This window comes from Erwinia aphidicola (assembly GCF_024169515.1).
Lineage (GTDB): Bacteria > Pseudomonadota > Gammaproteobacteria > Enterobacterales > Enterobacteriaceae > Erwinia > Erwinia aphidicola.
Map to the genome: position 1 here is coordinate 786,870 of NZ_JAMKCQ010000001.1, position 24,791 is coordinate 811,660.

The 24,791-nt window shown below is 60.0% G+C and carries 15 protein-coding genes; 1 reads left to right on the forward strand and 14 read right to left on the reverse strand.

Annotation, left to right across the window (positions count from 1 at the left end):
- Positions 1 to 15: 15 nt before the first annotated feature.
- The 9 genes from J2Y91_RS03560 to J2Y91_RS03600 all read right to left on the reverse strand — a co-directional run bounded on the left by J2Y91_RS03560 (position 16) and on the right by J2Y91_RS03600 (position 18,860).
- A complete protein-coding gene (locus tag J2Y91_RS03560) occupies positions 16 to 3,114 on the reverse strand; it encodes an efflux RND transporter permease subunit (RefSeq protein ID WP_133622851.1) in 3,099 nt (1,032 codons plus the stop codon).
- The gene (locus J2Y91_RS03565) at positions 3,111 to 6,293 is read right to left on the reverse strand and encodes an efflux RND transporter permease subunit (protein WP_253537328.1); all 3,183 of its coding nucleotides are present in this window, start codon (positions 6,291 to 6,293) and stop codon (positions 3,111 to 3,113) included. Before J2Y91_RS03565 ends, J2Y91_RS03560 begins: the two co-directional genes overlap by 4 nt.
- Entirely contained in the window at positions 6,290 to 7,522 is a 1,233-nt protein-coding gene (locus J2Y91_RS03570) for an MdtA/MuxA family multidrug efflux RND transporter periplasmic adaptor subunit (protein WP_133622849.1), read from the reverse strand. The genes J2Y91_RS03565 and J2Y91_RS03570 overlap by 4 nt, the downstream gene beginning before the upstream one ends.
- Positions 7,523 to 8,093: 571 nt before the next feature.
- Positions 8,094 to 9,500: an efflux transporter outer membrane subunit gene (locus tag J2Y91_RS03575; protein ID WP_301291991.1), complete on the reverse strand. Its 1,407-nt coding sequence runs from the start codon at positions 9,498 to 9,500 to the stop codon at positions 8,094 to 8,096.
- A complete protein-coding gene (locus tag J2Y91_RS03580; RefSeq protein ID WP_133622848.1) occupies positions 9,490 to 12,618 on the reverse strand; it encodes an efflux RND transporter permease subunit in 3,129 nt (1,042 codons plus the stop codon). The genes J2Y91_RS03575 and J2Y91_RS03580 overlap by 11 nt, the downstream gene beginning before the upstream one ends.
- A gap of 14 nt (positions 12,619 to 12,632) precedes the next feature.
- Positions 12,633 to 13,760: an efflux RND transporter periplasmic adaptor subunit gene (locus J2Y91_RS03585; protein ID WP_133622847.1), complete on the reverse strand. Its 1,128-nt coding sequence runs from the start codon at positions 13,758 to 13,760 to the stop codon at positions 12,633 to 12,635.
- A gap of 202 nt (positions 13,761 to 13,962) precedes the next feature.
- Entirely contained in the window at positions 13,963 to 14,151 is a 189-nt protein-coding gene (locus tag J2Y91_RS03590) for a hypothetical protein (protein WP_048917186.1), read from the reverse strand.
- Positions 14,152 to 14,583: 432 nt separating this feature from the next.
- Positions 14,584 to 16,299 carry a penicillin-binding transpeptidase domain-containing protein gene (locus J2Y91_RS03595; protein WP_133622846.1) on the reverse strand — a complete coding sequence of 572 codons (1,716 nt, stop codon included), beginning with the start codon at positions 16,297 to 16,299 and terminating at the stop codon, positions 14,584 to 14,586.
- A gap of 287 nt (positions 16,300 to 16,586) precedes the next feature.
- Complete coding sequence (locus tag J2Y91_RS03600) at positions 16,587 to 18,860, reverse strand: molybdopterin guanine dinucleotide-containing S/N-oxide reductase (protein WP_133622845.1); 2,274 nt, start codon at positions 18,858 to 18,860, stop codon at positions 16,587 to 16,589.
- Between the two features lie 183 nt (positions 18,861 to 19,043).
- Here J2Y91_RS03600 and galR point away from each other — a divergent pair, with 183 nt between their 5' ends.
- On the forward strand, positions 19,044 to 20,045 hold the full coding sequence (gene galR, locus J2Y91_RS03605; protein WP_133622844.1) for an HTH-type transcriptional regulator GalR: 1,002 nt from the start codon (positions 19,044 to 19,046) through the stop codon (positions 20,043 to 20,045).
- 253 nt (positions 20,046 to 20,298) lie between these two features.
- Here galR and J2Y91_RS03610 read toward each other — a convergent pair whose 3' ends face one another.
- Genes J2Y91_RS03610 through J2Y91_RS03630 form a run of 5 tightly spaced genes read right to left on the reverse strand, consistent with a single transcriptional unit; the run spans position 20,299 to position 24,668 of the window.
- Entirely contained in the window at positions 20,299 to 20,754 is a 456-nt protein-coding gene (locus J2Y91_RS03610; RefSeq protein WP_133625014.1) for a GNAT family N-acetyltransferase, read from the reverse strand.
- A 2-nt stretch (positions 20,755 to 20,756) separates the two neighbouring features.
- The gene (locus J2Y91_RS03615) at positions 20,757 to 21,530 is read right to left on the reverse strand and encodes an FCD domain-containing protein (RefSeq protein WP_133622843.1); all 774 of its coding nucleotides are present in this window, start codon (positions 21,528 to 21,530) and stop codon (positions 20,757 to 20,759) included.
- Between the two features lie 38 nt (positions 21,531 to 21,568).
- A complete protein-coding gene (locus J2Y91_RS03620; RefSeq protein ID WP_048917192.1) occupies positions 21,569 to 21,886 on the reverse strand; it encodes a PTS sugar transporter subunit IIB in 318 nt (105 codons plus the stop codon).
- Between the two features lie 10 nt (positions 21,887 to 21,896).
- On the reverse strand, positions 21,897 to 23,324 hold the full coding sequence (locus J2Y91_RS03625) for a glycoside hydrolase family 1 protein (RefSeq protein ID WP_133622842.1): 1,428 nt from the start codon (positions 23,322 to 23,324) through the stop codon (positions 21,897 to 21,899).
- 9 nt (positions 23,325 to 23,333) lie between these two features.
- The gene (locus tag J2Y91_RS03630; RefSeq protein ID WP_048917194.1) at positions 23,334 to 24,668 is read right to left on the reverse strand and encodes a PTS sugar transporter subunit IIC; all 1,335 of its coding nucleotides are present in this window, start codon (positions 24,666 to 24,668) and stop codon (positions 23,334 to 23,336) included.
- Positions 24,669 to 24,791: the final 123 nt, after the last annotated feature.

Genomic DNA, 24,791 nt, shown 5'->3' on the forward strand with positions numbered 1-24,791 from the left:
ATCATTTTCATCGGATTATTCAGCCTGACGCAGGCGCTGCCACTGGCGTTGAGTGGCGCGACTGACGCGATCAAGATAGAGGTAAACCACCGGGGTGGTGAACAGGGTTAATAGCTGGCTGAGCGCCAGGCCACCGGCAATCGCCAGCCCCAGCGGGCTGCGCAGATCGGCATCGCCGCCGCTGCCGAGCGCCAGCGGCAGCGCGCCGAAGAAGGCGGCCAGCGTGGTCATCATAATCGGGCGGAAACGCATCAGGCAGGCCTGGGTAATCGCCTGCTGCGGGCTCATGCCCTGCTGGCGTTCGGCGGCCAGCGCAAAGTCGATCATCATAATGGCGTTCTTCTTCACAATGCCGATCAGCAGCAGAATACCGATCAGCGCAATCACCGTCAGCTCGGTGCCGGTCAGCAGCATCAGCAGCAGCGCGCCGACCCCGGCGGACGGCAGCGTGGAGAGGATGGTCAGCGGATGGATGTAGCTCTCATACAGCATGCCCAGCACGATATACACCGCCGCCAGCGCTGCCAGAATCAGCCACGGCATAGAGGCGCTCAGCTCGGTAAACGCCTGCGCGGTTCCGGCAAAGCCCGCCTGCACGTTGTCCGGCAGGCCGATTTTCGCCATCGCCGTTTTCACCGCCGCCTGCGCCTGCTCCAGCGATACGCCATCCTGCAGGTTGAAGGCGATGGTGCTGGTGGCCGACTGCCCCTGATGGTTTACCGACAAGGGCGCGTTAGCCCCGCTGAAGCTGGCGAAGGCGGAGAGCGGAATGCGATCGCCGCTGTCGTTAATCACAAACAGCTTATTCAGCGTCTGCGGGTCACGCGTCCATTCACCGCTGAGCGACATCACCACGTGGTACTGATTCAGCGTTTTATACAGCGTGGCGACCTGGCGCTGGCTGAAGGCGTTGTTCAGCATATCGTCGAGCATCTGCACGTTGACGCCGAGGCGAGTGGCGCGATCGCGATCGATGTTGATCATCACCTCTTGGCCGCCGGTCTGCGAATCTGAATCGACGCTGGTCAGCAGCGGGATCGCCTCCAGCGCCGCTTTGACCTTCGGCGTCCAGACGCGCAGCGTGTCGAGATCGTCGGCCTGCAGGCTGTACTGATACGAGGCGTTGGCGCTGCGCCCGCCGATATGGATATCCTGCGCCGCCATCAGAAACAGCTGCACCCCGGGCACGCTGCTCATTTTGCCGCTCAGGCGGTTGGCGACTTCGCTGGCGTTGGCGTCACGCTGGTCGAAGTCCTTCAGATGCACGAAGAACATCGCGGTATTGCGCGAACCGAATGCCCCGCTGCCCATCGACGACATCACGCCATCCACCGCCGGATCCTTTTCGATCATTGCGGCAAAGGCTTTCACCTTTGGCTCCATCGCCTGGAAGGAGACATTCTGATCGGCTCGCATCATGCCCATCAGCAGGCCGGTATCCTGATTAGGGAAAAACCCCTTCTGCACCACCGCATAGAGAAACAGGTTGAGCACCACGGTAAGCAGCAGGCTAAACAGCGTCAGGCGCTGGTGGCGCATCACCCACGCCAGCGCCGCCGCATAGCTGGACAGCAGGCGATTAAGGCCGTTTTCTATCCACTGGTAAAGAGGATGTGGCCGCTTTGTCACCTGCGGTTTACGCTTCAGCAGGCGCGAACAGAGCATCGGCGTCAGGCTGAGCGACACCACCATTGAGATAATCAGTGAGCTAGTCAGCGTGACCGCGAACTCGCGGAACAGGCGACCAACAATGCTGCCCATCAGCAGGATCGGGATAAACACCGCAATCAGCGACAGAGTCATCGACAGCACGGTAAAGCTGACCTCCTGCGCGCCTTTAATCGATGCACGTACCGGGCTCAGCCCCTGTTCGATATAGCGGGTGATGTTCTCCAGCACCACGATGGCGTCATCGACCACAAAGCCGGTGGCGATAATCAGCGCCATCAGCGACAGGTTATCCAGGCTATAGCCGAGCAGATACATCACCGCGCAGGTGCCGACCAGCGACACCGGCAATGCCAGCGCCGGGATCGCCAGCGCCCGCACGTCGCGCAGGAAAACAAACACCACGCCAATCACCAGCAGCATGGCGATCAGCAGCGTCTCTTCGGTGTCGTACAGCGAGGCGCGCACGTTGGGGCCGCGATCCACCACGATGGTCAGCCTGACGTCGGCGGGCAGCGCTTTCTCAATCTGCGGCAGCTGCGCTTTAATGCCGTCGATGGTCTCCAGCATGTTGGCCCCGGCGGAGCGCGTTACGCCAATGGTCACTGACGGCGAGCCGTTATAGAAACCGGCGCTGTAGTTATCCTCCACCGCGTCATAGACTTTCGCCACGTCGCTTAAGCGAATAGCGCGCCCGTTGCTGTAGCTCACCACCAGGTCACGATACTGCTGCGCCTGCTCCAGCTGGCCGTTGCCGTCAACCATCCACGACTGGGTTTTCCCTTCCAGCATTCCCTTAGGCAGATTGGTGGTGCTGTTGGCCACCGCTGCACGCACCGTATCCAGTGAGATACCGGCCTGGCTAAGCCGCTGCGGCTGCAGGTCGATGCGCACGGCGGGCAGCGCGCTGCCGCGCAGCGAGACCTCCCCGACCCCATTCACCTGGGCAACCTTCTGTTTGATCTTGCTGTCGGCAAGGTCATACAGCTCGGCGCTGGTGCGGGTGGTGGACGAGAGCGCCATCATCACTATCGGCGCGTCGGACGGGTTGGCTTTCTGGTAGGTCGGCAGCGACGGCATGCTGCTCGGCAGCAGGCTGCGCGAGGCGTTAATCGCCGCCTGCACGTCGCGCGCCGCGCCGTTGATATCGCGGCTCAGCGCAAACTGCAGGATGATATTGGTGGAGCCCTGCGAGCTTTCCGAGGTCATCTCGCTAATGCCGGCAATCTGCCCCAGCGCGCGCTCCAGCGGGGTAGCGACGGTGGCCGCCATGGTTTCCGGGCTGGCGCCGGGCAGGCTTGCCGACACCATAATGGTCGGAAAGTCCACCGTCGGCAGCGGTGCGACCGGCAGCAGGCGGTAGCCGAGCGCCCCCAGCAGCAGGATCCCCAGCGTCAGCAGCAGCGTGGCAACCGGGCGGAAAATAAACAGGCGCGTGATACTCATTCGCGCCCCCGCGCGGCGCGGCGGCGCAGAGCGCGTCTGGCGCGCTGCGACATGCCGTCAAACCACAGATAGATCACCGGGGTGGAGAACAGCGTCAGCAGCTGGCTGAAGATCAGCCCGCCGACGATCACCAGCCCCAGCGGCTGGCGCAGTTCGGCTCCGGAACCGGAAGCCAGCATCAGCGGCAGCGCCCCAAGCAGCGCGGCCATGGTGGTCATCAGGATCGGCCGAAAGCGCAGCAGGCACGCCTGGTGAATCGCCTCACGCGGGCTGAGGTGCTGCTTATTCTCCGCCTCCAGCGCAAAGTCGATCATCATAATGGCGTTCTTTTTCACGATGCCGATCAGCAGGATCACCCCAATCAGCGCGATCAGGCTGAATTCGGTATCCGCCAGCAGCAGCGTCAGCAGCGCGCCGACCGCCGCCGAGGGCAGCGTCGAAAGAATGGTCACCGGGTGGATAAAGCTCTCGTAGAGAATGCCCAGCACCACATACATGGTGAGCAGCGCGGCGAGGATCAGCCACAGCGTATTGCCGGTGGCGTTCTGGAATGCGGCGCTCTCGCCCTGGTAGCGCAGCGTAATGGATGACGGCTGCGCCAGCGCGGCGCTGACCTCGCTAATCGCCTGCTGCGCCTGCTCCAGCGAGTAGCCCTCATTCAGGTTGAACGACACGTTGACCGCCGGGAACTGATTGAGGCGCATATGGACCAGCGAGCCGGTGCGCAGATGGATGGCGGCCACCGAAGTCAGGCGCACCATGCCGGTGGTGGTCGTGGCGGTCGCGCTGCTGGAACTGCTGCTGGTTGATGTAGAGAGGGTAGCGCTGCTGGCGCTGGTCGAACTGCTGCCGGACGGCTGAAGCCAGACATCGTCAAACGACGCCGGGGAGCGCTGGAACCTTGGCGCCACCTCCAGCACCACGCGATACTGATTCGACTGGGTAAAGATGGTCGAAATCAGCCGCTGGCCGAAGGCGTTATACAGCGCGGTATCAACATCGGCGGCGGTAATGCCGTAGCGCGCGGCGGCATCGCGGTTCAGCTCGACCCAGGCCACTTGCCCCTGGTCCTGCAGGTCGCTGACCACGGAACTGAACTCCGGGCGCTGCTGCAGCGCGCTGACCAGCTTCGGCGACCACGTCACCAGGGTTTCGCTGTCGGCGTCGTCGAGGCTGAACTGGTAGCGGTCCGGCGTGACCCGATCGTTGACCGTGAGATCCTGTGCCGACTGCATATAGAGCTGAATGCCCGGCACGCTGGCGCTGGCCTGCTGCAGCTGTTTGATCACGGCATCGGCGCGCTCGTCACGATCCGCAAAAGATTTAAGGTTGATCTGCATACGGCCGCTGTTGAGGCTGGTGTTACTGCCGTCAATGCCGACGGTAGAGGAGAGGCTTTCAACCGCCGGATTTTTCAGGATCTCCGCTGCCAGCTGCTGCTGACGGCGCGACATCTCCTTAAACGACACATCCTGCGACGCCACGGTAACCCCCTGGATCAGCCCGGTATCCTGCGCCGGGAAGAAGCCTTTCGGGATCGCCACGTACAGCAGCACGGTAAACACCAGCGTGGCCAGCGCGACACAGAGCGTGAGCCGCTGATGGTTCAGCACGATGGTCAGCAGGCGGTCGTAACCGGCCACCAGCTTATCGAAGAACTGCCCGCCCTTGCGGTAAAAGCGCGACTGGCGCTCCTCGGGGATGTGGCGCAGCAGGTAGGCACACAGCATCGGCGTCAGGGTCAGCGACACCAGCATCGAGACGAAGATCGACACCGCCAGGGTGATGGCAAATTCGCGGAACAGCCGCCCGACGACATCCCCCATAAACAGCAGCGGGATCAGCACCGCAATCAGCGAGAAAGTCAGGGAGATAATGGTGAAGCCAATCTGCGCCGAGCCTTTTAGCGCCGCTTCCATCGGGGTTTCGCCCTGCTCAAGACGACGGGAGATGTTCTCCACCACCACAATCGCATCGTCGATGACAAAGCCGGTGGCAATGGTCAGCGCCATCAGCGAGAGGTTATTCAGGCTGAAGCCCGCCAGGTACATCACGCCAAAGGTGCCGACCAGCGACAGCGGCACCGCAAGGCTGGGGATCAGCGTCGCCGCCACGTTGCGCAGGAACAGGAAAGTCACCATCACCACCAGGCCAATCGACAGCATCAGCTCAAACTGTACGTCGCCGATCGAGGCGCGAATCGTCTGGGTGCGGTCGGAGAGTATCGTCATTTTCACCCCGTCCGGCAGCGCAGCCTGCAGGGCCGGCAGCTGGGCTTTGATGCTGTCCACCACCGAAATCACGTTGGCACCGGGCTGGCGCTGTACGCTGATAACAATCGCCGGGCTGTTGTTCGCCCACGCCGACTGCCAGGTGTTTTCCGCCGCCTCTTCAATGTGCGCCACGTCGCGCAGGCGCAGCGCCGACCCATTTTTATAAGTGAGGATCAGATTGCCGTACTCGGCGGCGGTGCGCAGCTGGTCGTTGGCGTCGATGGTGACCGAGTGAAACTGGCCGTCGAAGCCGCCCTTTGAACCGTTAACGTTGCTGTTGCTGACCAGGGTGTTAACGTCTTCCAGCGTCAGGCCGTGCGCCGCCAGCGCCTTCGGATCCATCTGCACGCGGATAGCGGGTTGATGCCCGCCCGCCAGCGTGACCATGCCAACGCCGGAGATCTGCGACAGCTTCAGCGCAATACGGGTGTTCACCAGATCCTGCACTTTGGTCAGCGGCAGCGTGTCCGAACTGGCCGCGAGAGCGATCACCGCGCTGTCCGCCGGATTCACCTTTTTATAGGTTGGCGGATTGGGCAGATCGGTCGGCAACAGGCTGTCGGCGGCATTGATCGCCGCCTGCACTTCCTGCTCCGCGACGTCGAGCGACAGGTCGAGGGAGAACTTCAGCGCAATTACCGAAGAGCCGCTGGAGCTGCTGGAGGACATCTGGCTAAGGCCCGACATCTGCCCGAGCTGGCGTTCCAGCGGCGCGGTGACCGAGGAGGCCATCACGTCCGGGCTGGCGCCGGGATAAAGCGTGGTGACCTGTATCGTCGGATAATCCACCTGCGGCAGCGCCGAGGTCGACAGCATGCGGTAAGCGAAAATCCCGGAGAGCAGCACGGCCACCATCAGCAGGATAGTGGCTACCGGGCGGGCGATAAAAATGCGTGACGGATTCATGGTGCTGTCTTACTGCCGGCCGCGCTCTGCACCTCTTCGGCAGAGACCACCGAGACTTTGCTGCCGTTGGTCAGGCGATCGATCCCTTCCGTAACGACCTGCTCGCCGGCCGTCACCCCTGCGAGGATCGCCTGCTGGCTGTCACCAAACGCCGGGCCAGTGTTCACCGCCCTGCGCGTCACGCTGTGGTCTTTATTGACCACCCAGACAAAGCTGCCATCGCTGCTGAGCTGCAGTGCCTGAGCCGGGATGACCATCGCCTGTTTCAGCGTGCCGGTTTGCAGGCGCAGATTGACAAACTGATTGGGATAGAGCGCCTCATCCTGATTGGCAAACAGCGCTTTTAGCTCCACGCTACCGGTACTGGTATCGATCTGGTTGCTGATAAACTGCACCTCCCCCTGCCCCAGCTCGCTGCTGCCCTGCTGGTCAAACGCGGTGGCGGGCAGGCTCTGGTCGTGGTGCAGCGCTTTAAGCAACGACGGGATATGGCTTTGCGGCACGCTAAAGGTCACCGCGGCAGGCTGGGTCTGGGTAATGGTGACTAACCCGGTAGTGGAGCTGCTCTGCACCATGTTACCGGCATCGACCAACCGCAGGCCGACGCGCCCGCCGATCGGGGCGGTGATGCGCGCATACTCAATGTTAAGCTTTGCCGCATCAATCTGTGCCAGATCGGCTTTCACCGCCCCGCTGTACTGGCCGACGGTGGCCGTTTGCGTGTCGAGATCCTGGCGCGCCAGCGAGTCCTGGGCAAACAGTTTCTGGTAGCGCGCCAGCGTCAGCTGGGCACTTTTCAGCAGCGCCTGATTCTGGTTAAGGTCGCCCTGATACTGCGCCAGCGTGGCCTGGTAGCTGCGCGGATCAATCTGCGCCAGCAGCTGCCCGGCGCTGACTTTCTGCCCCTCTTTGAAGTAAACGTGCGTCAGCTGCCCGTCAACGCGGCTGGTCACGGTGACCGTGGCGTTGGGGATGACAGTGCCAAGCGCCGTCAGATAGATGGGCACATCAGCCTGCGTGACCTCGCCGGTGTGCACCGGCGTCGTCATCCCCGCCATCATCGGGCCTGCACTGCCGGGCCCGCCCGGCCCTTTCATGCCGCCATGCGCGCCCGCTGCGGAATGAGCCGGCCAGAAGCGCCAGACCAGGCCTGCGACAAGCAATAGCAAAATAACGCAGAGGATGATATTACGCCGGGAGTGCGGCTTTTTCGGGCGGTTCGCGGTCATGAGGTTACGTTCTTTAAGATGCAGCAAAGTGATAAATGCGCCGGAATGTCCAGCGCGATAAGAATGCAATGCGGGTCAGATCTGTTCCGAACCCTACGCAACCTTGTACAACCACATTCTGACGGGCCAGGCATGCCATGGCCCCTACGGATATCTGATGCGGGCCTGGCATGCCATGGCCCCTACGGATATCTGATGTGGGCCAGGCATGCCGTGGCCCCTACGGATATCTGATGTGGGCCAGGCATGCCGTGGCCCCTACGGATATCTGATGCGGGCCTGGCATGCCGTGGCCCCTACGGATATCTGATGCGGGCCTGGCATGCCGTGGCCCCTACGGATATCTGATGCGGGCCAGGCATGCCGTGGCCCTACGGATATCTGATGTGGGCCAGGCATGCCGCGACAGCTGCGGATTTGTACTCTGGTTTTGTAGGGGTCAGGCATGCCTGACCCGCTAAGCCATCAACCTTTGTTGATAGTCATTTCTATCATCATCTATCCCGCTGACGAGATTCTATATTGGGGGCGTAAGAATTTCGTAAAAAATGCGATATTTAATCAGGAATGCTCACGATCTCCAGCCACCTCCCAGCGCTTTATACAGCGTGATCTGCTGGTTTAACTGCCCCAGACGGGTGGCAATCAGCGACTGCTGGGATGCATACAGTGAACGCTGCGCGACCAGAACATTGAGATAATTATCCACGCCTTCACGGTAGCGCACCGTGGCAAAGCGGAAATTGCGCTGGTTTGCCGCCTCATCCAGCTGGCGTGCTTTTAGCTCATCCTGATAGGTTTCCTGCCCCGCCAGGGCATCCCCCACCTCTTTAAACGCGGTCTGAATGGTTTTTTCATAGTCGGCGATTTCAATGCGTTTTTGCAGTTTAGCGATATCCAGATTGGCCGAATTCACCCCGCCATCGAAGATCGGCAGGCTGATACTCGGGCCAAACGACCAGGCCGCCGTGCCGCCGGAGAGCAGGTGGCTGAAAGTGGCCGAGGTCGAACCGCCAGAAGCGGTCAGGCTGATGCTGGGGAAGAACGCCGCCCGCGCCGCGCCGATATTGGCGTTGGCGGCTTTCAGGGTATGTTCCGCCGCGATAATATCCGGGCGGTGGGTCAGCAGGTCAGACGGCAGGCCCGCTGGCGTGGCCGGAAAGTGCCACGCTTTCTGCAGGCGCGCGCCCGCCAGCAGGTTCGGCGGCAGATCGCTCCCCACCAGCAGCGCCAGCGCGTTAACGTCCTGACGCACCTGACGGCTGTAGCTGGCGATATCGGCCTGCGCCGTGCGCACCGACGTTTCTGCCTGTACCAGATCCTGCTCGCTGGCCACGCCGCCGTCATAGCTGCGTTTGGTCAGGTCATATGAATCCTGCTGACTTTTCGCTGTCTCCTGCGCCAGTGCCAGCAGCTCGTTATCCGAGCACAGCGACAGATAGCTCGAAGCCACTTCGGCGATCAGGCTGATCTGCGTCGCGCGCTGGGTGGCTGCGGTGGCCAGATACTGTTCCAGCCCCTGGTCGCGCAGGCTGCGCAGGCGGCCGAAGAAGTCCAGCTCCCACGCGGTCACCCCCAGGCTGGTACTCATCTGATGATAGGTTACCGGGCCGCTGCTCTGCGTGCTGTAAAGGCCCCCTGGCAGATGGGTGCCGCTCCCTTCAGCATCGAGGTCGATGGACGGCAGCAGCGCCGCACGGTCAATTTGCACCTGCGAACGCGCCACTTCCACGTTCAGCGCCGCCACCCGCAGGTCGCGGTTATTGGCGAGCGCGCTGGCAATCAGTTTGTGCATCACCGGGTCGGTAAAAAAGCTCTGCCAGCGGATCTCTGCGCCATTTCCGGCGTGGGTTCGATCCTGGCTGCCATAGTGCGTGGCCACCGGCAGCGCCGGACGATGATAGTCCGGCTCCATGGTACAACCCGCCATAATCAGCGCCAGCGGCACAACACCCAGAGTGAATGACTTACGCATCATGTTTTTCATCCTCAGTTTGCGTCTTTTTAGTACGCGTGAAGCACTGTGAGATCGCCACATAGAACATCGGCACAAAGAAGATGGCGAGGAAGGTTGCGGTGATCATGCCCCCGACCACAGCGGTACCAATCGAGTGCTGGCTACCCGCCCCCGCGCCGTGCGAAATGGTCAGCGGGAAGACGCCCAGCACAAAGGCCATTGAGGTCATGATGATCGGGCGGATGCGCAGCCTGGCCGCTTCGGTTGCCGCCTCCACCAGGCTCTTGCCGTGGTTATCGTGCAGTTCTTTGGCAAACTCGACGATCAGAATGGCATTTTTCGCCGCCAGCCCGACGGTGGTCAACAACCCGACCTGGAAAAACACATCATTGGTCAGCCCGCGCAGCAGCACGGCGAGAATGGTCCCCAGCACGCCGAGTGGCACCACCAGCAGCACAGAAATGGGAATCGACCAGCTCTCATACAGCGCCGCCAGGCACAGGAACACCATGATGATCGAAATGGTATACAGCGCCGGGGTCTGCGATCCGGACATCTGCTCCTCATACGACAGGCCGTGCCACTGCACGCGGAACCCTTTCGGCAGCGTGGCGGCAATCTGATTAACGGCCTTCACCGCATCGCCGGAGCTGTAGCCTGCCGCCGGGGAACCCATAATTTCTACCGCCGAGACGCCGTTAAAGCGCTCATAGCGCGGCGAACCGGACTGCCATTTGCCGCTGCCAAACGCCGAATAGGGCACCATATCGCCGCTGGCATTGCGGAAGTACCATTTGTCGAGATCTTCCGGCGTGACGCGCGAACCGGCGTTGCCCTGCACGTAAACTTTCTTCACGCGCCCGTTGTAGATGAACTGGTTAACGTAGGTCGACCCCCAGGCGGTGGAGAGCGTGTCATTGATATCTTCCAGGCTCAGCCCCAGCGCCCGGGCGCGTTCATCGTCAATAATCAGGTGATACTGCGGCTCATCCTCCATGCCGTTGGGGCGGGTGGCGAACAGCCGTTTGTCCTGGGCGGCCTTAGCGAGGAACTGATTACGCGCCGCCATCAGCGCAGCATGGCCCTGGTTGTTGATATCCTGCAGGAAGAAGTCGAAGCCGGTGGCGTTACCCAGCTCCATGACCGCAGGCGGCACCAGCGCGTAGGCTTTGACATCTTTCAGCGTGGCGAAGTACGCCATGGTGCGCGCAGCCACTTTAGCCACCGACTCATTGCTGTTGCGCTGATCCCAGGGTTTTAGCAGTACGAAGGACATGGCGGTATTTTCCCCGCGCCCGGCAAAGCTAAAGCCGTTCGGTGAGAACACCGACTGTACGGCGGGTTCATGCTTCAGCAGCCAGGCTCCGGCCTCATCCAGCACCTGCTGGGTACGCTCGCTGGAGGCATTTGCGGGCAGGGTCATCTGCATCATCATCACCCCCTGGTCCTCGTCCGGCAGAAACGAGGTCGGCACGCGGGTAAACAGGTAGCCGGTGGCGCCGACAATCACCAGGTAGACGATAAAGAACAGGCCACGGCATGAGATCACCGTGCCCACGCTGCGGGTATAGCTCAGCGCCCCGGCGTCAAATTTGCGGTTGAACCAGCCCGCGAAACCGGTGGTTTTCACATTGGCCGAGCTGGCTTTTAGCAGCGTGGCGCAGAGCGCTGGCGTGAAGATCATCGCCATCAGCACCGACAGCACCATCGCCGAAACGATAGTGATCGAGAACTGGCGGTAGATGGTCCCGGTCGATCCGCTGAAGAAGGCCATCGGCAGCAGCACCGCCGACAGCACCAGCGCAATCCCCACCAGCGCCCCCTGAATCTGCTGCATCGATTTAATGGTGGCCGCTTTCGGATCCAGCCCTTCGTCATGCATCACGCGCTCGACGTTCTCTACCACCACGATGGCATCATCCACCAGCAGGCCAATCGCCAGCACCATGCCGAACATCGTCAGTGTGTTAATGGTGTAACCGCAGGCGGATAAAATACCGAAGGTGCCGAGCAGCACCACCGGCACCACCATGGTGGTGATCAGGGTAGCGCGCAGGTTTTGCAGGAACAGCAGCATCACCAGGAACACCAGGATAATCGCCTCAATCAGCGTTTTCACTACCTCGTGGATTGAGGCGCTGACCACCGGAGAAGTGTCATACGGGAAGTTCACTTTTACGCCTTCAGGCAGGAACGGCTCGATGGTTTTCACCGTGGCGCGCACGCTGTTAATCGCATCCAGCACGTTGCCGCCGCTGGCCAGGCGCAGCGCAATCCCCACGGAAGGTTTACCGTTAAAGGTGGCGGAAATGCTGTAATCCTGCGGACCGAGGTCGACACCGCCGACATCGCGCAGGTGCACCTGCGAGCCGTCCGTATTTACCCTCAGCAGGATATTTTTAAACTGTTCCACCGACTGCAGGCGCGTCTTGCCGACGATAGTGGCGCTGAAGCGCGCCCCCTGCACGGTTGGCAGCCCCGCCAGCTTACCGCTGGAGACCTGGACGTTCTGCTGGGTGATGGCGGTGGTGATATCGCTGGGGATCAGCTGATATTTGTACAGTTTCGCCGGGTCGAGCCAGATGCGCATGCCGTACTCAGACCCCAACACGATAAAATCACCGACGCCGTTACTGCGGGCGATGGGGTCCTGCAGTTTCGACACCAGCAGATCCGCCAGGTCGCCGTTGCTCATATTAGGGTTGCTGGAGGTGAGCCCAACGACCAGCATAAAGTTCGCCTGGTATTTACGGATATTGATCCCCTGATTCACCACCTCGGTCGGCAGCTGGGATTCCGCCAGCGACACCTTGTTCTGCACCTGCACCTGGGCAGTATCCGGGTCGGTGCCCTGATTAAAGGTGACAATGATGGTCGCGCTACCGTCACTGTTACTCTGTGATTCGATATAGCGCAGATTATCCAGCCCGTTGAGCTGCTGCTCGATAACCTGGACCACGGTGTTCTGGGTGGTCTCCGCGCTGGCGCCTGGGTAAGCCACCTGCACCGAGATCGCCGGCGGCGCAATGTTAGGATACTGGTTGATCGGCAGGCTGTAGATCGACAGTGCGCCGACCAGCATCACCACGATTGCCACCACCCAGGCGAAGATCGGGCGTTCAATGAAGAATTTTGACATCTGATTTTCCTGATTTACTGCGCGGAAGGATCGGTGGTGGTGAGGTTGGCCTGCGGCGCGACTTTAGGCTGGCTCGCCGTGGCGTTGACCCGTGTTCCGGCACGCACGTTTTGCAGGCCGTCCACCACCACGCGGTCGCCCGCTTTCAGGCCGGAGTTGACCAGCCAGGCTTTGCCGACCATCTGCCCGGTGCTGACCATCTGCACTTGCAGCCGGTTATCTGCCCCCACTACATACGCATAGGGCCGCCCTTTGGTGTCGTGCATAATCGCTTCCAGCGGCACCAGCAGCCCCTGCTCGGCGACGCCCTGCGGCAGGCTGGCATGCACAAACATTCCCGGCAGCAGTTGGCGCTGAGGGTTCGGGAATGCGGCTCGCAGCGTCACGCTTCCGGTGCTTTCATCGACGGTCACCTCAGTGAACTCCAGCTTCCCTTCCAGCGGGTACGCCGAGCCATCCTCCAGCGTCAGTTTTACGGCGGCGGCATTCTGCCCTGCGGCCTTCAGCCTGCCATCAGCCAGCGCGCGCCGCTGTGCCAGCAGGTTGAGTGAGGACTCGCTGACGTCAACGTAGATCGGGTCAAGCTGCTGGATCAGGCTCATATAGCCTGTCTGCCCGCTGGTGACCAGCGCGCCTTCCGTCGACAGCGAGCGGCCAATATGACCGCCGATCGGTGCCAGCACGTGGGTGTAATTGAGATTGACTTTAGCGCTTTCGAGATCGGCTTTCGCTTCGCGCGCGGCGGCAACGGCATCATCCCAGGTCTGGAAGCTGATGGCGTGGGCGGCGGCCAGCGGTTTGTAGCGCGCCGCCAGCTTGTCGGCGTTAATTGAGGTTGCCAGCGCCTTATCGTAAGCAGCCTGATAGGTCGCCGGATCGATCTGGTACAGCGGCTGCCCGGCTTTTACCTCGCTGCCTTCGGTAAACAGGCGTTTGAGAATAATCCCGCTCACCTGCGGGCGAACTTCCGCGGTACGTACCGCTGTGGTGCGGCCAGGCAATTGAGTAAACAGCGTGACGGGCTGGCTGTGTAAGGTCGCGACGCCGACGTTGACGGCAGCCTCGCTAATGGTTGGCGCGGGCGTCCGATCGCAGGCGGCCAGCAAAAAAATTAAACTCGCGGGGAGGATCCTTAAGCGCATGGTGAAGTCTCAATTAGATGATACTAATTAGTAACGAGAGTGATTACTCTCATAAAGGAGAGCCATTATAGAGGGAGCGTCATCCTGACAGTGTTAAGTTTCTGCAAGGGTTGTTATCGAAACGCTACGTTTAAACGCTTCGTGCCGAATCAACATAATCAACAGCCGTACATGGCCCCTTCGTACGGTTCATTCGCTGTTATTAGCCGCGCGGTTCAATCCCTCGCCGACGCAGCTCACGCCGGGCCAGCTCCTTCAGCCAGCAGGCAAGCGTGACATTGTCATCGTCGGTCAGCGTTCTTAGCTGAGCGTGAAGTTCAGGGTTGATACGCAACTGAAAAGCCGCTGAGCGGCCACCGACTTTCTGCGTCCTGTCTTTAAGTTTCGGCATCGTGAGCAATTCCTGAGAGTAAAAAAGCGCCCCTTGTCGCGCTACCAACACATCAAGGGGCTGACACCACGCAATGGAATGCAGAACTGCGCAGTGGTAGAAGCACCTTACAGGGTCGGAATTTTTTCTTTTGACGATTGGTGTAGTTAAAGCGGCTGCAGATGTTAGCGAGTCTTTCTGCTGACATGATTAGGTAATGGGAGAGTGGCGGGCAAAAAAAAACCCACGCATCCGCGTGGGTTGGTGCAACTGAACAGGGTATCAGCCTGCCGGGAGCAGGCTGCATTCTCACCAATCAATACCTCTGGGAAAGCTATTGTCATCTGAACCCCTTGGGGAAACCAGCAAACAAAAGCAAATGATTGGCGCGAAATGAAACCAGTTATGACCGCTGCTGCACTTCTTTACATATTGATTATATTAGGATTTTTCTTATCCATGGTTATTTAAGGCATCGGGGGCGATATTCATATGCTTCAGCACCGGGCCGATAATATTGCCAAATACCGGGGCCGCAACCGAGCCACCAAAGTGGTCGCCGGCGGTTGGGTGGTTAATCATGATCACCAGCGCCACCTGCGGGTTACTGGCCGGCGCCACGCCTGCCGTGTAGTTAATGTAGCCACCGTCATATTTTCCGCTGTCGCCCATCTTTTCGGCGGTACCGGTTTTAATTGCCAGGCGGTAACCCGGCACGGCGGCGCGCACGCCACTGCCGCCCGGCAGCGCATCGCTCTCCATCATGTGCACCACCGAACGCACCGTATCCTCCGGTGCGACCCGGGTGCCCATGACCGGCGGGCTGACCTTAGTGATCGACAGCGGGCGATAAACGCCAAACGAACCGAGGGTGGCATATTCACGGGCAATCTGCAGCGGGGTGACGCGCAGGCCATAGCCGAATGAGAAGGTGGCGCGTTCGATATCGGCCCAGCGCTCGCGGTGCAGCGGGAAGTAGCCCACGCTTTCACCGGTCAGCCCCAGCCCGGTCGGCTTGCCCAGCCCGAACGAGTGATAGGTGTTGACCAGCACTTCGGCAGGCATCGCCAGCGCGATGTGCGATACGCCGATATCGCTCGATTTTTGCAGGATGCCGGTCATGGTCAGGCGCGGCCAGTGACCAACATCGCGGATCAGGTGACCGTTGACGCGGTACGGCGTGGTGTCCAGCACCGAGTCCGGGCGCACCAGCTTGCGGATCAGCCCTTCCATCACCACCAGCGGCTTCACCGTCGAACCCGGTTCATAGCTGTCGTTGATCGCCGTATTGCGCATCTGCATCGGCGACACATCGACAAAATTGTTCGGGTTGAAAGAGGGGTAAGACGCCATACCGAGGATCTCCCCGGTGTCGATCTTAATCAGCACCGCCGCGCCCGAATCCGCTTTATTGAGGATCACCCCGTCGCGCAGCTTGCTGTACATGGTGTACTGATCAAATTTGTCGATGCTGAGCTGCACCGTCGGCGGCTGCCTGGGCGGCTCGTAGTTGATCATCGCCACAATATTGCCGTTGGCATCCTGGCGATATTTCTCCACGCCCGGCGTGCCCTGCAATAGCTTGTCGAAGCCCTTCTCCAGCCCGGTCAGGCCGGTATTATCCGCGCCGACAATCCCGAGCAGCGGGCCGGTTGCCTCAGACATCGGGTAGAAGCGGCTGTCGTCATACACGGTGGTGATGCCGGTCAGGTGCAGCTTGGCGATATCTTTGGCAATGCCGAGTTCGATTTTACGCCCAAGATACAGGAAGCGGCGATTGGGATTGGCGTTGATCTGGGCCGCCAGCTGTTCCGGGCGCTGATCGAGCGCATTCGCCAGGTATTCCCACTTGTCGCTGGTAAAATCCGGGTGCGCTTCCAGCACGCGCTGCGGGTCCGCGATGATATCGCGCGACGGCACGCTCAGGGCCAGCGCTTCACCGTTACGGTCCAGCAAGGTGCCACGGTTAGTCGGCAGCGTAACGGTACGCAGCGAGCGCTCGTCCGCCTGCTTCTCCAGCATTGGATGGTTGATGAGCTGCAAATCCGCAGTGCTGGCCAGCAGGAACACCAGGCAGCCCAGCACACCCAGGCACACCAGCCGGAAACGCACGGGATTAAAAGTGGGAGCAGGCTGATCTTTAGCCTTATTACGTTTGAGCGGCGGCATCAATTTTCCGGAAAAGAGAACGAGGTAACTATGCGGGAGTTATACAAAAAATGCAGGTGGGTTAACAGGGAAACTGTGTTTCAGATCGTGAGTGACAGGCAAAAAAAACCTGCGCATCTGCGCAGGTTGGTGAAACAAAGCGATAAAAACTTTTTGATGTTCACCCATCAATACCTCTGGGATCTGAACTGTAGCAATCCCCCCACTTCAGCCGCTACCGCGCAATCGCAACAGTTACCCGCAAAATGTAACCAGCTATGTGATATGTAGGGGTTTCTGCAATCTTTTTAGTCCGTCACCTCTGCCTTTTTAATTTCCACCAGGCAGCTCATCGCGTTCGGGCCCTGGGTCAGCGATGAGGTGCCGATATCCAGCGTCAGCACGTTAGGATTTCCGGCGCGATCGTACGGCTTCCACGCTTTACCAAAGCCCGGATCGAACCAGGCGCCGGTGGCGATCAGTACCACCTGCGGGCTGACGCCGTCGGTAAGGCGCACCCCGGCCTGCATACGGCCACGGTCGTTGCTCACTTCAATCACGTCGCCGTCGCTGATGCCGCGTGCGGCCGCATCGTCAGGATGCATCCACAGCGTTTCACGCCCGGCGGTTTTATTGGCCTGCACGGAAGGGGTCGCATCCATCTGACTGTGCAGACGGTCGTGCGGCTGAATGGAGATCATGTGCAGCGGGAAGCGCTCGCCAATTGGCGCACCCAGCCACTCCTGCGGCGGCAGCCACTCGGGATGCGGTGCGAAATCTTCCAGCTGATAACCGGCAATGGTTTGTGAGAACAGCTCGATCTTGCCGCTGGCGGTTTTGATTGGGTTGGCAATCGGGTCCTGGCGGAAATCGGCCATAAAGACCCACGGCTTTTCGCTCGGCGGGATCTCAACGTGGCCCTGCTGCCAGAAGGTTTCAAACTCCGGGAAGTCGATGCCTTTGCCCTGATGCGCCAGCGCGCAGCGCTGGTAAAGATGCTTGATCCACGCCATCTCATCACGCCCCTCGGTAAAGGTGTCGCGGTAGCCGAGGCGCTCTGCGATATCGGCAAAAATGTCGAAGTCATTACGCGCCTGATGCTGCGGCTTGATCGCCTGATGCATCGCCAGCACGAAGCGGTCCTTCGAGGAGCCGCCGATATCGTTACGCTCAAGGGAGGTCGTCACCGGCAGCACGATGTCCGCCATTTGCGCCGCGGGCGTCCAGACAATATCCTGCACGATCACCGTGTCCGGGCGATGCCAGCCCTCTACCAGCCGGTTGAGCTGCTGATGATGGTGGAACGGATTGCCACCGGCCCAGTGGATCAGGTGGATATCCGGGTAGTGATGCGTCTTGCCCTGGAAGCGATATTCCTGGCCCGGATTCAGCAGCATGTCGCTGATACGCGCCACCGGGATCGCCAGATCTTCAATCGGGTTGCGCCCGGTCGACATCAGCGGCGATGGCCCCTCGGTGCGCGGGTTGCCGACGCTGTTCATTGACCCATGCCCGAAGGAGAAACCCGCTCCCGGCAGGCCCGGCTGACCGAGCATCGATGACAGCGCGATCATCATCCAGTACGGCTGCTCGCCGCGATGGGCGCGCTGTACCGAATAGGAACAGGTAATAAAGCTGCGTTTGCCGCACAGCTGCTGCGCCAGCAGGCTGATACGCGCCGCCGGGATACCGGTAATCGCGCTGGCCCACTGCGCCGTTTTCGCCTGCCCGTCGCTGTGGCCAAGCAGATAATCGCGCAGCTGCGGATAGCCCACGCAGTGCGATTGCAGGAAGGCATTATCTACCGCGCCGAGGCGCTCAATTTCAAAACCGAGCGCCAGCATCAGCGCTACGTCGGTATTCGGGCGGATTGGGATCCACTCTGCGTTAACAAACGCCGGGCAGTCATCGCGCATCGGGCTGATGTTAATCACCGGCGTGCCTTTAGCCGCCAGCTGCAGCAGCGCGGGTTTCAGGCTGTGCTCCCCTGCTCCGCCGGACGCCACCTGGCTGTTTTTCAGCGCCAGGCCGCCAAAGGCGACAAAAATCTCGCAGTGATCGACCACGCTCGGCCAGTCGGTGACGCGCCCGGTCAGCGGCATGTAGGTGCCGATAACATACGGCAGGAAGAACTGCGCCGCCCCCCAGCTGTAGTTGCCCTGCTGGTCGATACCGCCGCCGCCCAGGTTATAGAAGCGGCGCACCAGCGTGCGCGCGTGGTTGACGCGCCCGGCAGAGGACCAGCCGTAAGAGCCGTTGAAAATGCCGCTGGCACCGTAGCGATCGCGCACGCGGCGGTTCTCATCCGCCACCAGATCGAGCGCGGTTTCCCAATCCACCGCGACAAAGTCCTCGCGCCCGCGCAGGGTGCGGTCGCTTTTCTCACGCGATTTCAGCCACGAGCGGCGCACCATTGGCTGGCGGATACGTTTATCCGAATAGACCAGCTCGGGAATAGTGTTGAGCATCGGGGACGGATCCTGGTCCGCGAAAAAAGGCTCGCAGCGCAGCAGTTTTTCATTTTCAACCACGGCACTGAAGGCACCCCAGTGGGCCAGATGGGGCAGTTTTTTTATCGTCATGGCAGGATCCGCTATTCGGCAAATTTTCTGGAAACTCAGAATATCATCTTTCACCGTACCCCGGCAGATGTCGTTTATCTCTCCGGTTTGCGATGGCTGCGACACTCTGCACGCTTGCAGTCGCTGGCGCTTTCCGCAACACTATCCGCTATGTAAACGCTTACCCAGGAAGGCATTTAACCGATGGCTACCATTAAGGATGTTGCCAGGCTCGCGGGCGTTTCGGTTGCTACCGTCTCACGCGTGATTAATCACTCCCCCAAAGCCAGTGAAGCATCAAGGCTGGCCGTCACCCAGGCGATGGAGTCGCTGCAGTACCACCCGAACGCCAATGCGCGGGCGCTGGCGCAGCAATCCACGGAAACTATCGGGCTGGTGGTCGGTGACGTTTCCGATCCGTTTTTCGGCGCAATGGTGAAATCGGTTGATGAAGTCGCCTGGCAGACCGGCAACTTTTTGCTGATTGGTAACGGTTACCATAACGAGCAGAAAGAGCGTCAGGCGATTGAGCAGCTTATCCGCCACCGCTGTGCGGCGCTGGTGGTTCACGCCAAGAAAGTTCCCGATGAAGATCTGCTGCCGTTAATGCAGCAGATCCCGGGGATGGTGCTGCTCAACCGCGTGCTGCCCGGCTTTGAAACGCGCTGCATTGCGCTGGATGACCGCTACGGATCCTGGCTGGCGACGCGCTACCTGATCCAGCAGGGTCACAAAAATATCGCGTTTATCTGCTCTAACCATCCGATCTCCGATGCCAGCGACCGCCTGCAGGGCTACTACGACGCGCTGAAAGAGCACAGCCTGCCGTGCAACGACCGGCTGGTGGCGTTTGGCGAGCCGGATGAGGTGGGCGGCGAGCAGGCGATGACCGAACTGCTCGGCCAGGGGAAAACCTTTACCGCAGTGGCCTGCTATAACGACTCGATGGCCGCCGGGGCGCTGGCGGTGCTGAGCGATAACGGCGTGCGCGTGCCGGAAGAGATGTCGCTGATTGGCTTTGATGATGTGCTGGTGTCGCGCTATGTGCGCCCGCGCCTGACCACCGTGCGCTATCCGATTGTCACCATGGCGCAGCAGGCTGCCGCGCTGGCATTGGCATTAGCCCACGGCCAGCCGCTGCCGGAGGTCACCAACCTGTTCAGCCCAACGCTGGTGCGCCGCCATTCGGTGGCATCGCCGCCGTAATCCTGCGAAAAACGGGCGAGGCATGCCATCGCCCCTACACCGTATCCGTGGGATCGCCGCAGGGGTCGGCATCGACGACGCACTATCCGTGGGATCGCCGCAGGGGTCGGCATCGACGACGCCCTAACCGTGGGATCGCCGCAGGGATCGGCATCGACGATGCCCTATCCGTGGGATCGCCGTAGGGATCGGCATCGACGATGCCCTATCCGTGGGATCGCCGTAGGGGTCGGGCATGCCCGACCCGCACCGCTTAACCCAGCGCTTTATGATACAGACGCACGCGCGTCGCCGGGTAATCCAGCGCATCGCCGATATAGTGCCAGCCAAAACGCTCGTAATAATCAGCACAGGCAGAATAGAGGTACAGATGGCGGTCGCCGCGCTGAAGGCAGCAGTCGATCACCGTCTGCTGCAGGCGTTCACTTAAACCGCGCCCGCGATAGCTCTCATCCACGTACAGCGCCGCCAGCCACGGGAAAAGATCCTGACGGCTGATCAAATCGCAGCGCCATAATCCCACGGTACCCACCGGGCGGTCGTCATCCAGCGCCACAAACGTCAGCGGCAGGTCGGCACCGCTCAGACTGCTGTCGATCACGCTGGCATAAAAGTCGCGGCTGTTATCGCTGCCAAAAGCCTGCCATAGCCAGTCGGTGACCACTTCGCGGGTTGCCGGTACCGCGCTCAGCGGCACAATACGCAGCAAACTCATACCAGCTTGCCCTGAAAAATCGGCACTGATTCAAACAGATAGCCATCGAAATCTGGGGCATCGGCATCGGAGAGCTCCAGCAGGCTGTGCTTCACATTTTCCAGATGCTGCCACATTGCCTGCCACGACCCCATCACGTCACGGCGGCGCAGCGCGGCGAGGATGGTCTGATGGTCGCCGAGCCACTTCAGGCGGTAGCTGCGGGTTTCAATATGGCCGCGCAGCTGCTGCCACAGCGGACTGCTTTCGTGATGACGCCAGATGCTGTTAACGGTATCCAGCAGCATCTGATTCTGCGTCGCGCCGGCCAGCAGCAGGTGGAACATTTTGTCGTTGTCCTGACTTTTGTCATCGAGCGCGATGGCGCGCTGCTCCTGCTCCAGCGTGCGCTTGAGGTTTTCGATATCCGCTTTGGTGGCCATCTTCGCCGCAAATGCTGCGATATTGCTCTCCAGCAGCTGGCGCGCCTGCAGCATCTCAAACGGCCCGACGTCGCTGCGGAAGAATGCCTCTTCTTCGTCGCTGCTCTCCGAGGGGATGCGCATCACGTAAACGCCGGAGCTTTGGCGAATATCTACCGTGCCCTCCAGCTCCAGCATTAGCAGGGCTTCACGCACAATGGTACGACTGACGCCCCAGGTCTCGGCGATATTACGCTCCGGCGGCAGACGCGAACCGACCGGATAGTGACCATCGATGATTTGCTGGCGCAGATCGTGACCGATTTCCTGATACTGCTTTTTTTCCTGCGCAGGCGCACCTTTGTCCACAAAACCACCCTTTCAGCCATTATCCGTATTGATTGGCGCTAGTTTACCAAAGCCAGCGCCTGATCGAGTACTTTTGCGCCGTTAAGGGTGCCATAAGCCACCGAATCAATCACCGCGATGGGGATTTGATAGCTGTCGGTCAGCTTGCGGTTCTCCTCCAGCTTGAAGCGCACCTGCGGCCCAAGCAGCACCACGGCCACTTCACCGACGTTATTTTCCAGCTCGTCGCGCAGGTTCTGTTCCGGGATGGCGTAGATCTGATACGCCAGCCCGCGTGCCGCCGCTTCTTTTTCCATCCGCGTCACCACCATCGAGGTGGACATGCCTGCTGCACAGGCGAGAACGATTCTTTGCATGATTAACTCCTTATTTGGCTTCATCATCCAGCTCAATGCTGAGCTGGCGGCTGTCACTTATCTGGCGATACCAGCGGGCGGATTTTTTCATCCGGCGCTGGCGCTGGTTTTGCAGGTCGATCTCGATCAGTCCGTAGCGATTTTTAAACGCGTTCATCGGCGACACGTTGTCGGTGAAGGCCCAAAGCATATAGCCCTGGCAGTTGATGCCCGCCTCACGCGCCAGCAGCGCCTGATAAAGATGCTCGCCGATAAATTCAATGCGGTAGTTATCCTGAATCTCTCCGCTGGCGTTTTTGAACTGCGCTTCGTTCTCAATTCCCATCCCGTTTTCGGCAATAAACCACGGGAAATTGTCATACTCACTCTTCATGCGCTGCGCCATATCCCAGACGATGTGCGGTTGGATCTCCCAGCCGCGCGACTTATTCATTCGCCGCCCCGGCAGTTCAAAGTGCTCAAAATAGTAAGCCGGATGGAACGGGGTCTCCGGGTGCCAGGCGCGCGACGGAGCTTTCACGCGGTGTGGATAATAGAGGTTGATGCCCACTTCATCGACGCGGTTGGCGCGGATAATGGCCAGCTCCTGCGCGTCGACCTGCCAGTTCACGCCATGTTTTTCCAGCAGCGCCAGCAGTTCATCCGGGTACTCGCCTTTGATTGCCGGGTCGAGGAATACGCGGTTATAGAACAGATCGTAGATCTGTGCCGCCTGCACATCGTGCGCGGCAGCCGAGCGTGGATAGGTCACTTCCGGGTTGAGGATAGTGCCGACGGTGCCCTGATAGCCTTTGGCGCGGAACAGCTGCACCACTTTCGCCGTGGCGAGATTTTTGTGGTGGTTCCACTGCATCCAGGTGTCGGTGCTCTGCTGATACGGCCAGCGCAGCGCATCGAGATAGACCCGCGTCTGCACCACCACCGGCTCATTAAAGGCAAACCAGCGCGTCACTTTGTGTGCGTAGCGGGCGAACACCTGCTCTGCGTAGCGCATAAACAGCTCGACCACGTGTTTCGATGCCCAGCCGCCGTACTGCTCCAGCAGCGTGGCGGGCAGTTCGTAATGCTCCAGGCAGAGCATCGGCTGGATGCCGTTTGCCAGCAGCTCGTCAATCAGGCTGTCGTAATACGCCGCGTACTCTTCATCCACCACCGCATTCTCATAGTCGGTAAGAAAGCGCGACCAGTTGATTGAGGTGCGGTAGTGCGTCAGCCCCGCCGCTTTCATCAGCGCCACGTCCTCTTTATAGCGGTTGATGAAATCGGTGGCGACCGCCGGGCCGTAGCCGTCGTGCCAGACGTGGCGGTCCTGCTGATACCAGGCATCGAGATAGGAATCCTGGCCGGCTTTCTTGCCGCTCCAGCCTTCGGTTTGCCACGCGGAGGCGGCAGCACCGAGAATAAAATCCGCCGGAATGGTGATAGTTACCTTACTCATTTTCGCTCCTTAATTTTTCGCCAGTTCAGGCTGCAGCGCCTGCGCTTCCGCAGCCTCTGCGCGGCGGGCGGCAACTTTGACAAATGGGATATAGATGAGGATCGACACCAGGATGCAGACAATCTGCGTTACCACTGCCCCCATCGACCCGGCGGTGGAGAGCCAGGCGTTAATGATGGGCGGCGTGGTCCACGGCACCATGACCACCGCTTTGCCAGCAAACCCGGTCAGCGTCGCAAAGTAGCCAATGGAACCGGTAATCAGCGGAGTGATGATGAACGGGATAGCGAGGATCGGGTTCAGCATGATTGGCATGCCGAAGATCACCGGTTCATTGATATTGAACAGGCCGGGGCCAAAAGAGAGCTTGGCGATTTCACGCATCTCTTTGCGTTTGGTCGCCAGCATCACCGCGCTCAGCAGGCCGATGGTCAGCCCGGAGCCGCCGATGCTCATGTACACATCCCAGAACGGCATGGTGATGATATTCGGCGCCTCTTTACCCTGCTCAAAGGCGTTCATATTGACCAGAATCGCCCCCAGCAGCAGCGGTTCGCGGATCGGCTTCACCATCTGGTTACCGTGGATGCCAATCACCCAGAACAGCTGGGCAACAAACATCAGCAGCAGAATGCCCCACAGGCTCTGCACCACCGATTCCAGCGGCTCCTGCACCACTTTGTACACGGCGTCATACAGATACATGCCGGTGAAGCGGTGGAAAATAAAGCCAAAGGTGGCGATGGCGGAGACGGTGATAATCGCCGGGATCAGCGCCGAGAAGGAGGCGGCAACGTTGGGCGGCACGGTGTCCGGCATTTTGATTTTCAGGCGATCGACATGCTCCAGGCGGCAGTAGATCTCCACCGAGAGGATGGCAATAAACATGCCGAGGAACAGGCTTTTGGTGTCGGAGAACTGCTTAGCCAGCACGTCGGTTACCACCTGCATCTGGCCATTGACCATCATGCTCAGCGTGGTGGGGGTGACGGCAATAAAGCAGATGATCGCCAGCAGGCCAGGAAACAGCGTTTTAATGCCGTTGATTTTTCCCAGCTCAATGCCGATCAGAAACACCGCGCCGATATTGAGGAAGCTCAGCGTGGCGTAGTTGATGCTGGAGGTGATCGGTTTCAGCTCGGCAAGGAACGACAGCGCCTGAAAACTGGCGAGGCCATTTTTGCCGTCCAGCACCATATTGGAAATCAGCACCGAAAATGCACCGACGATAATGACCGGCATCAGCGTAATAAACGACGCCTTGATCGCCATGATATAGCGATAGCTGTTGAACTTGGTGGCAAAACTCCCCAGAGAGTCGATTAGCCGTTCCTGTAGAGACATGGGTGAATCCTCGAGGTAAGGGGTCAGGCATCCCGGCATGAATATTTCTGCAGCTCACGCGGCAGTGGCATACCAAAAATAAACAATCGGTGATTATTTACTGTGATAAATCTCTCAGAAGTG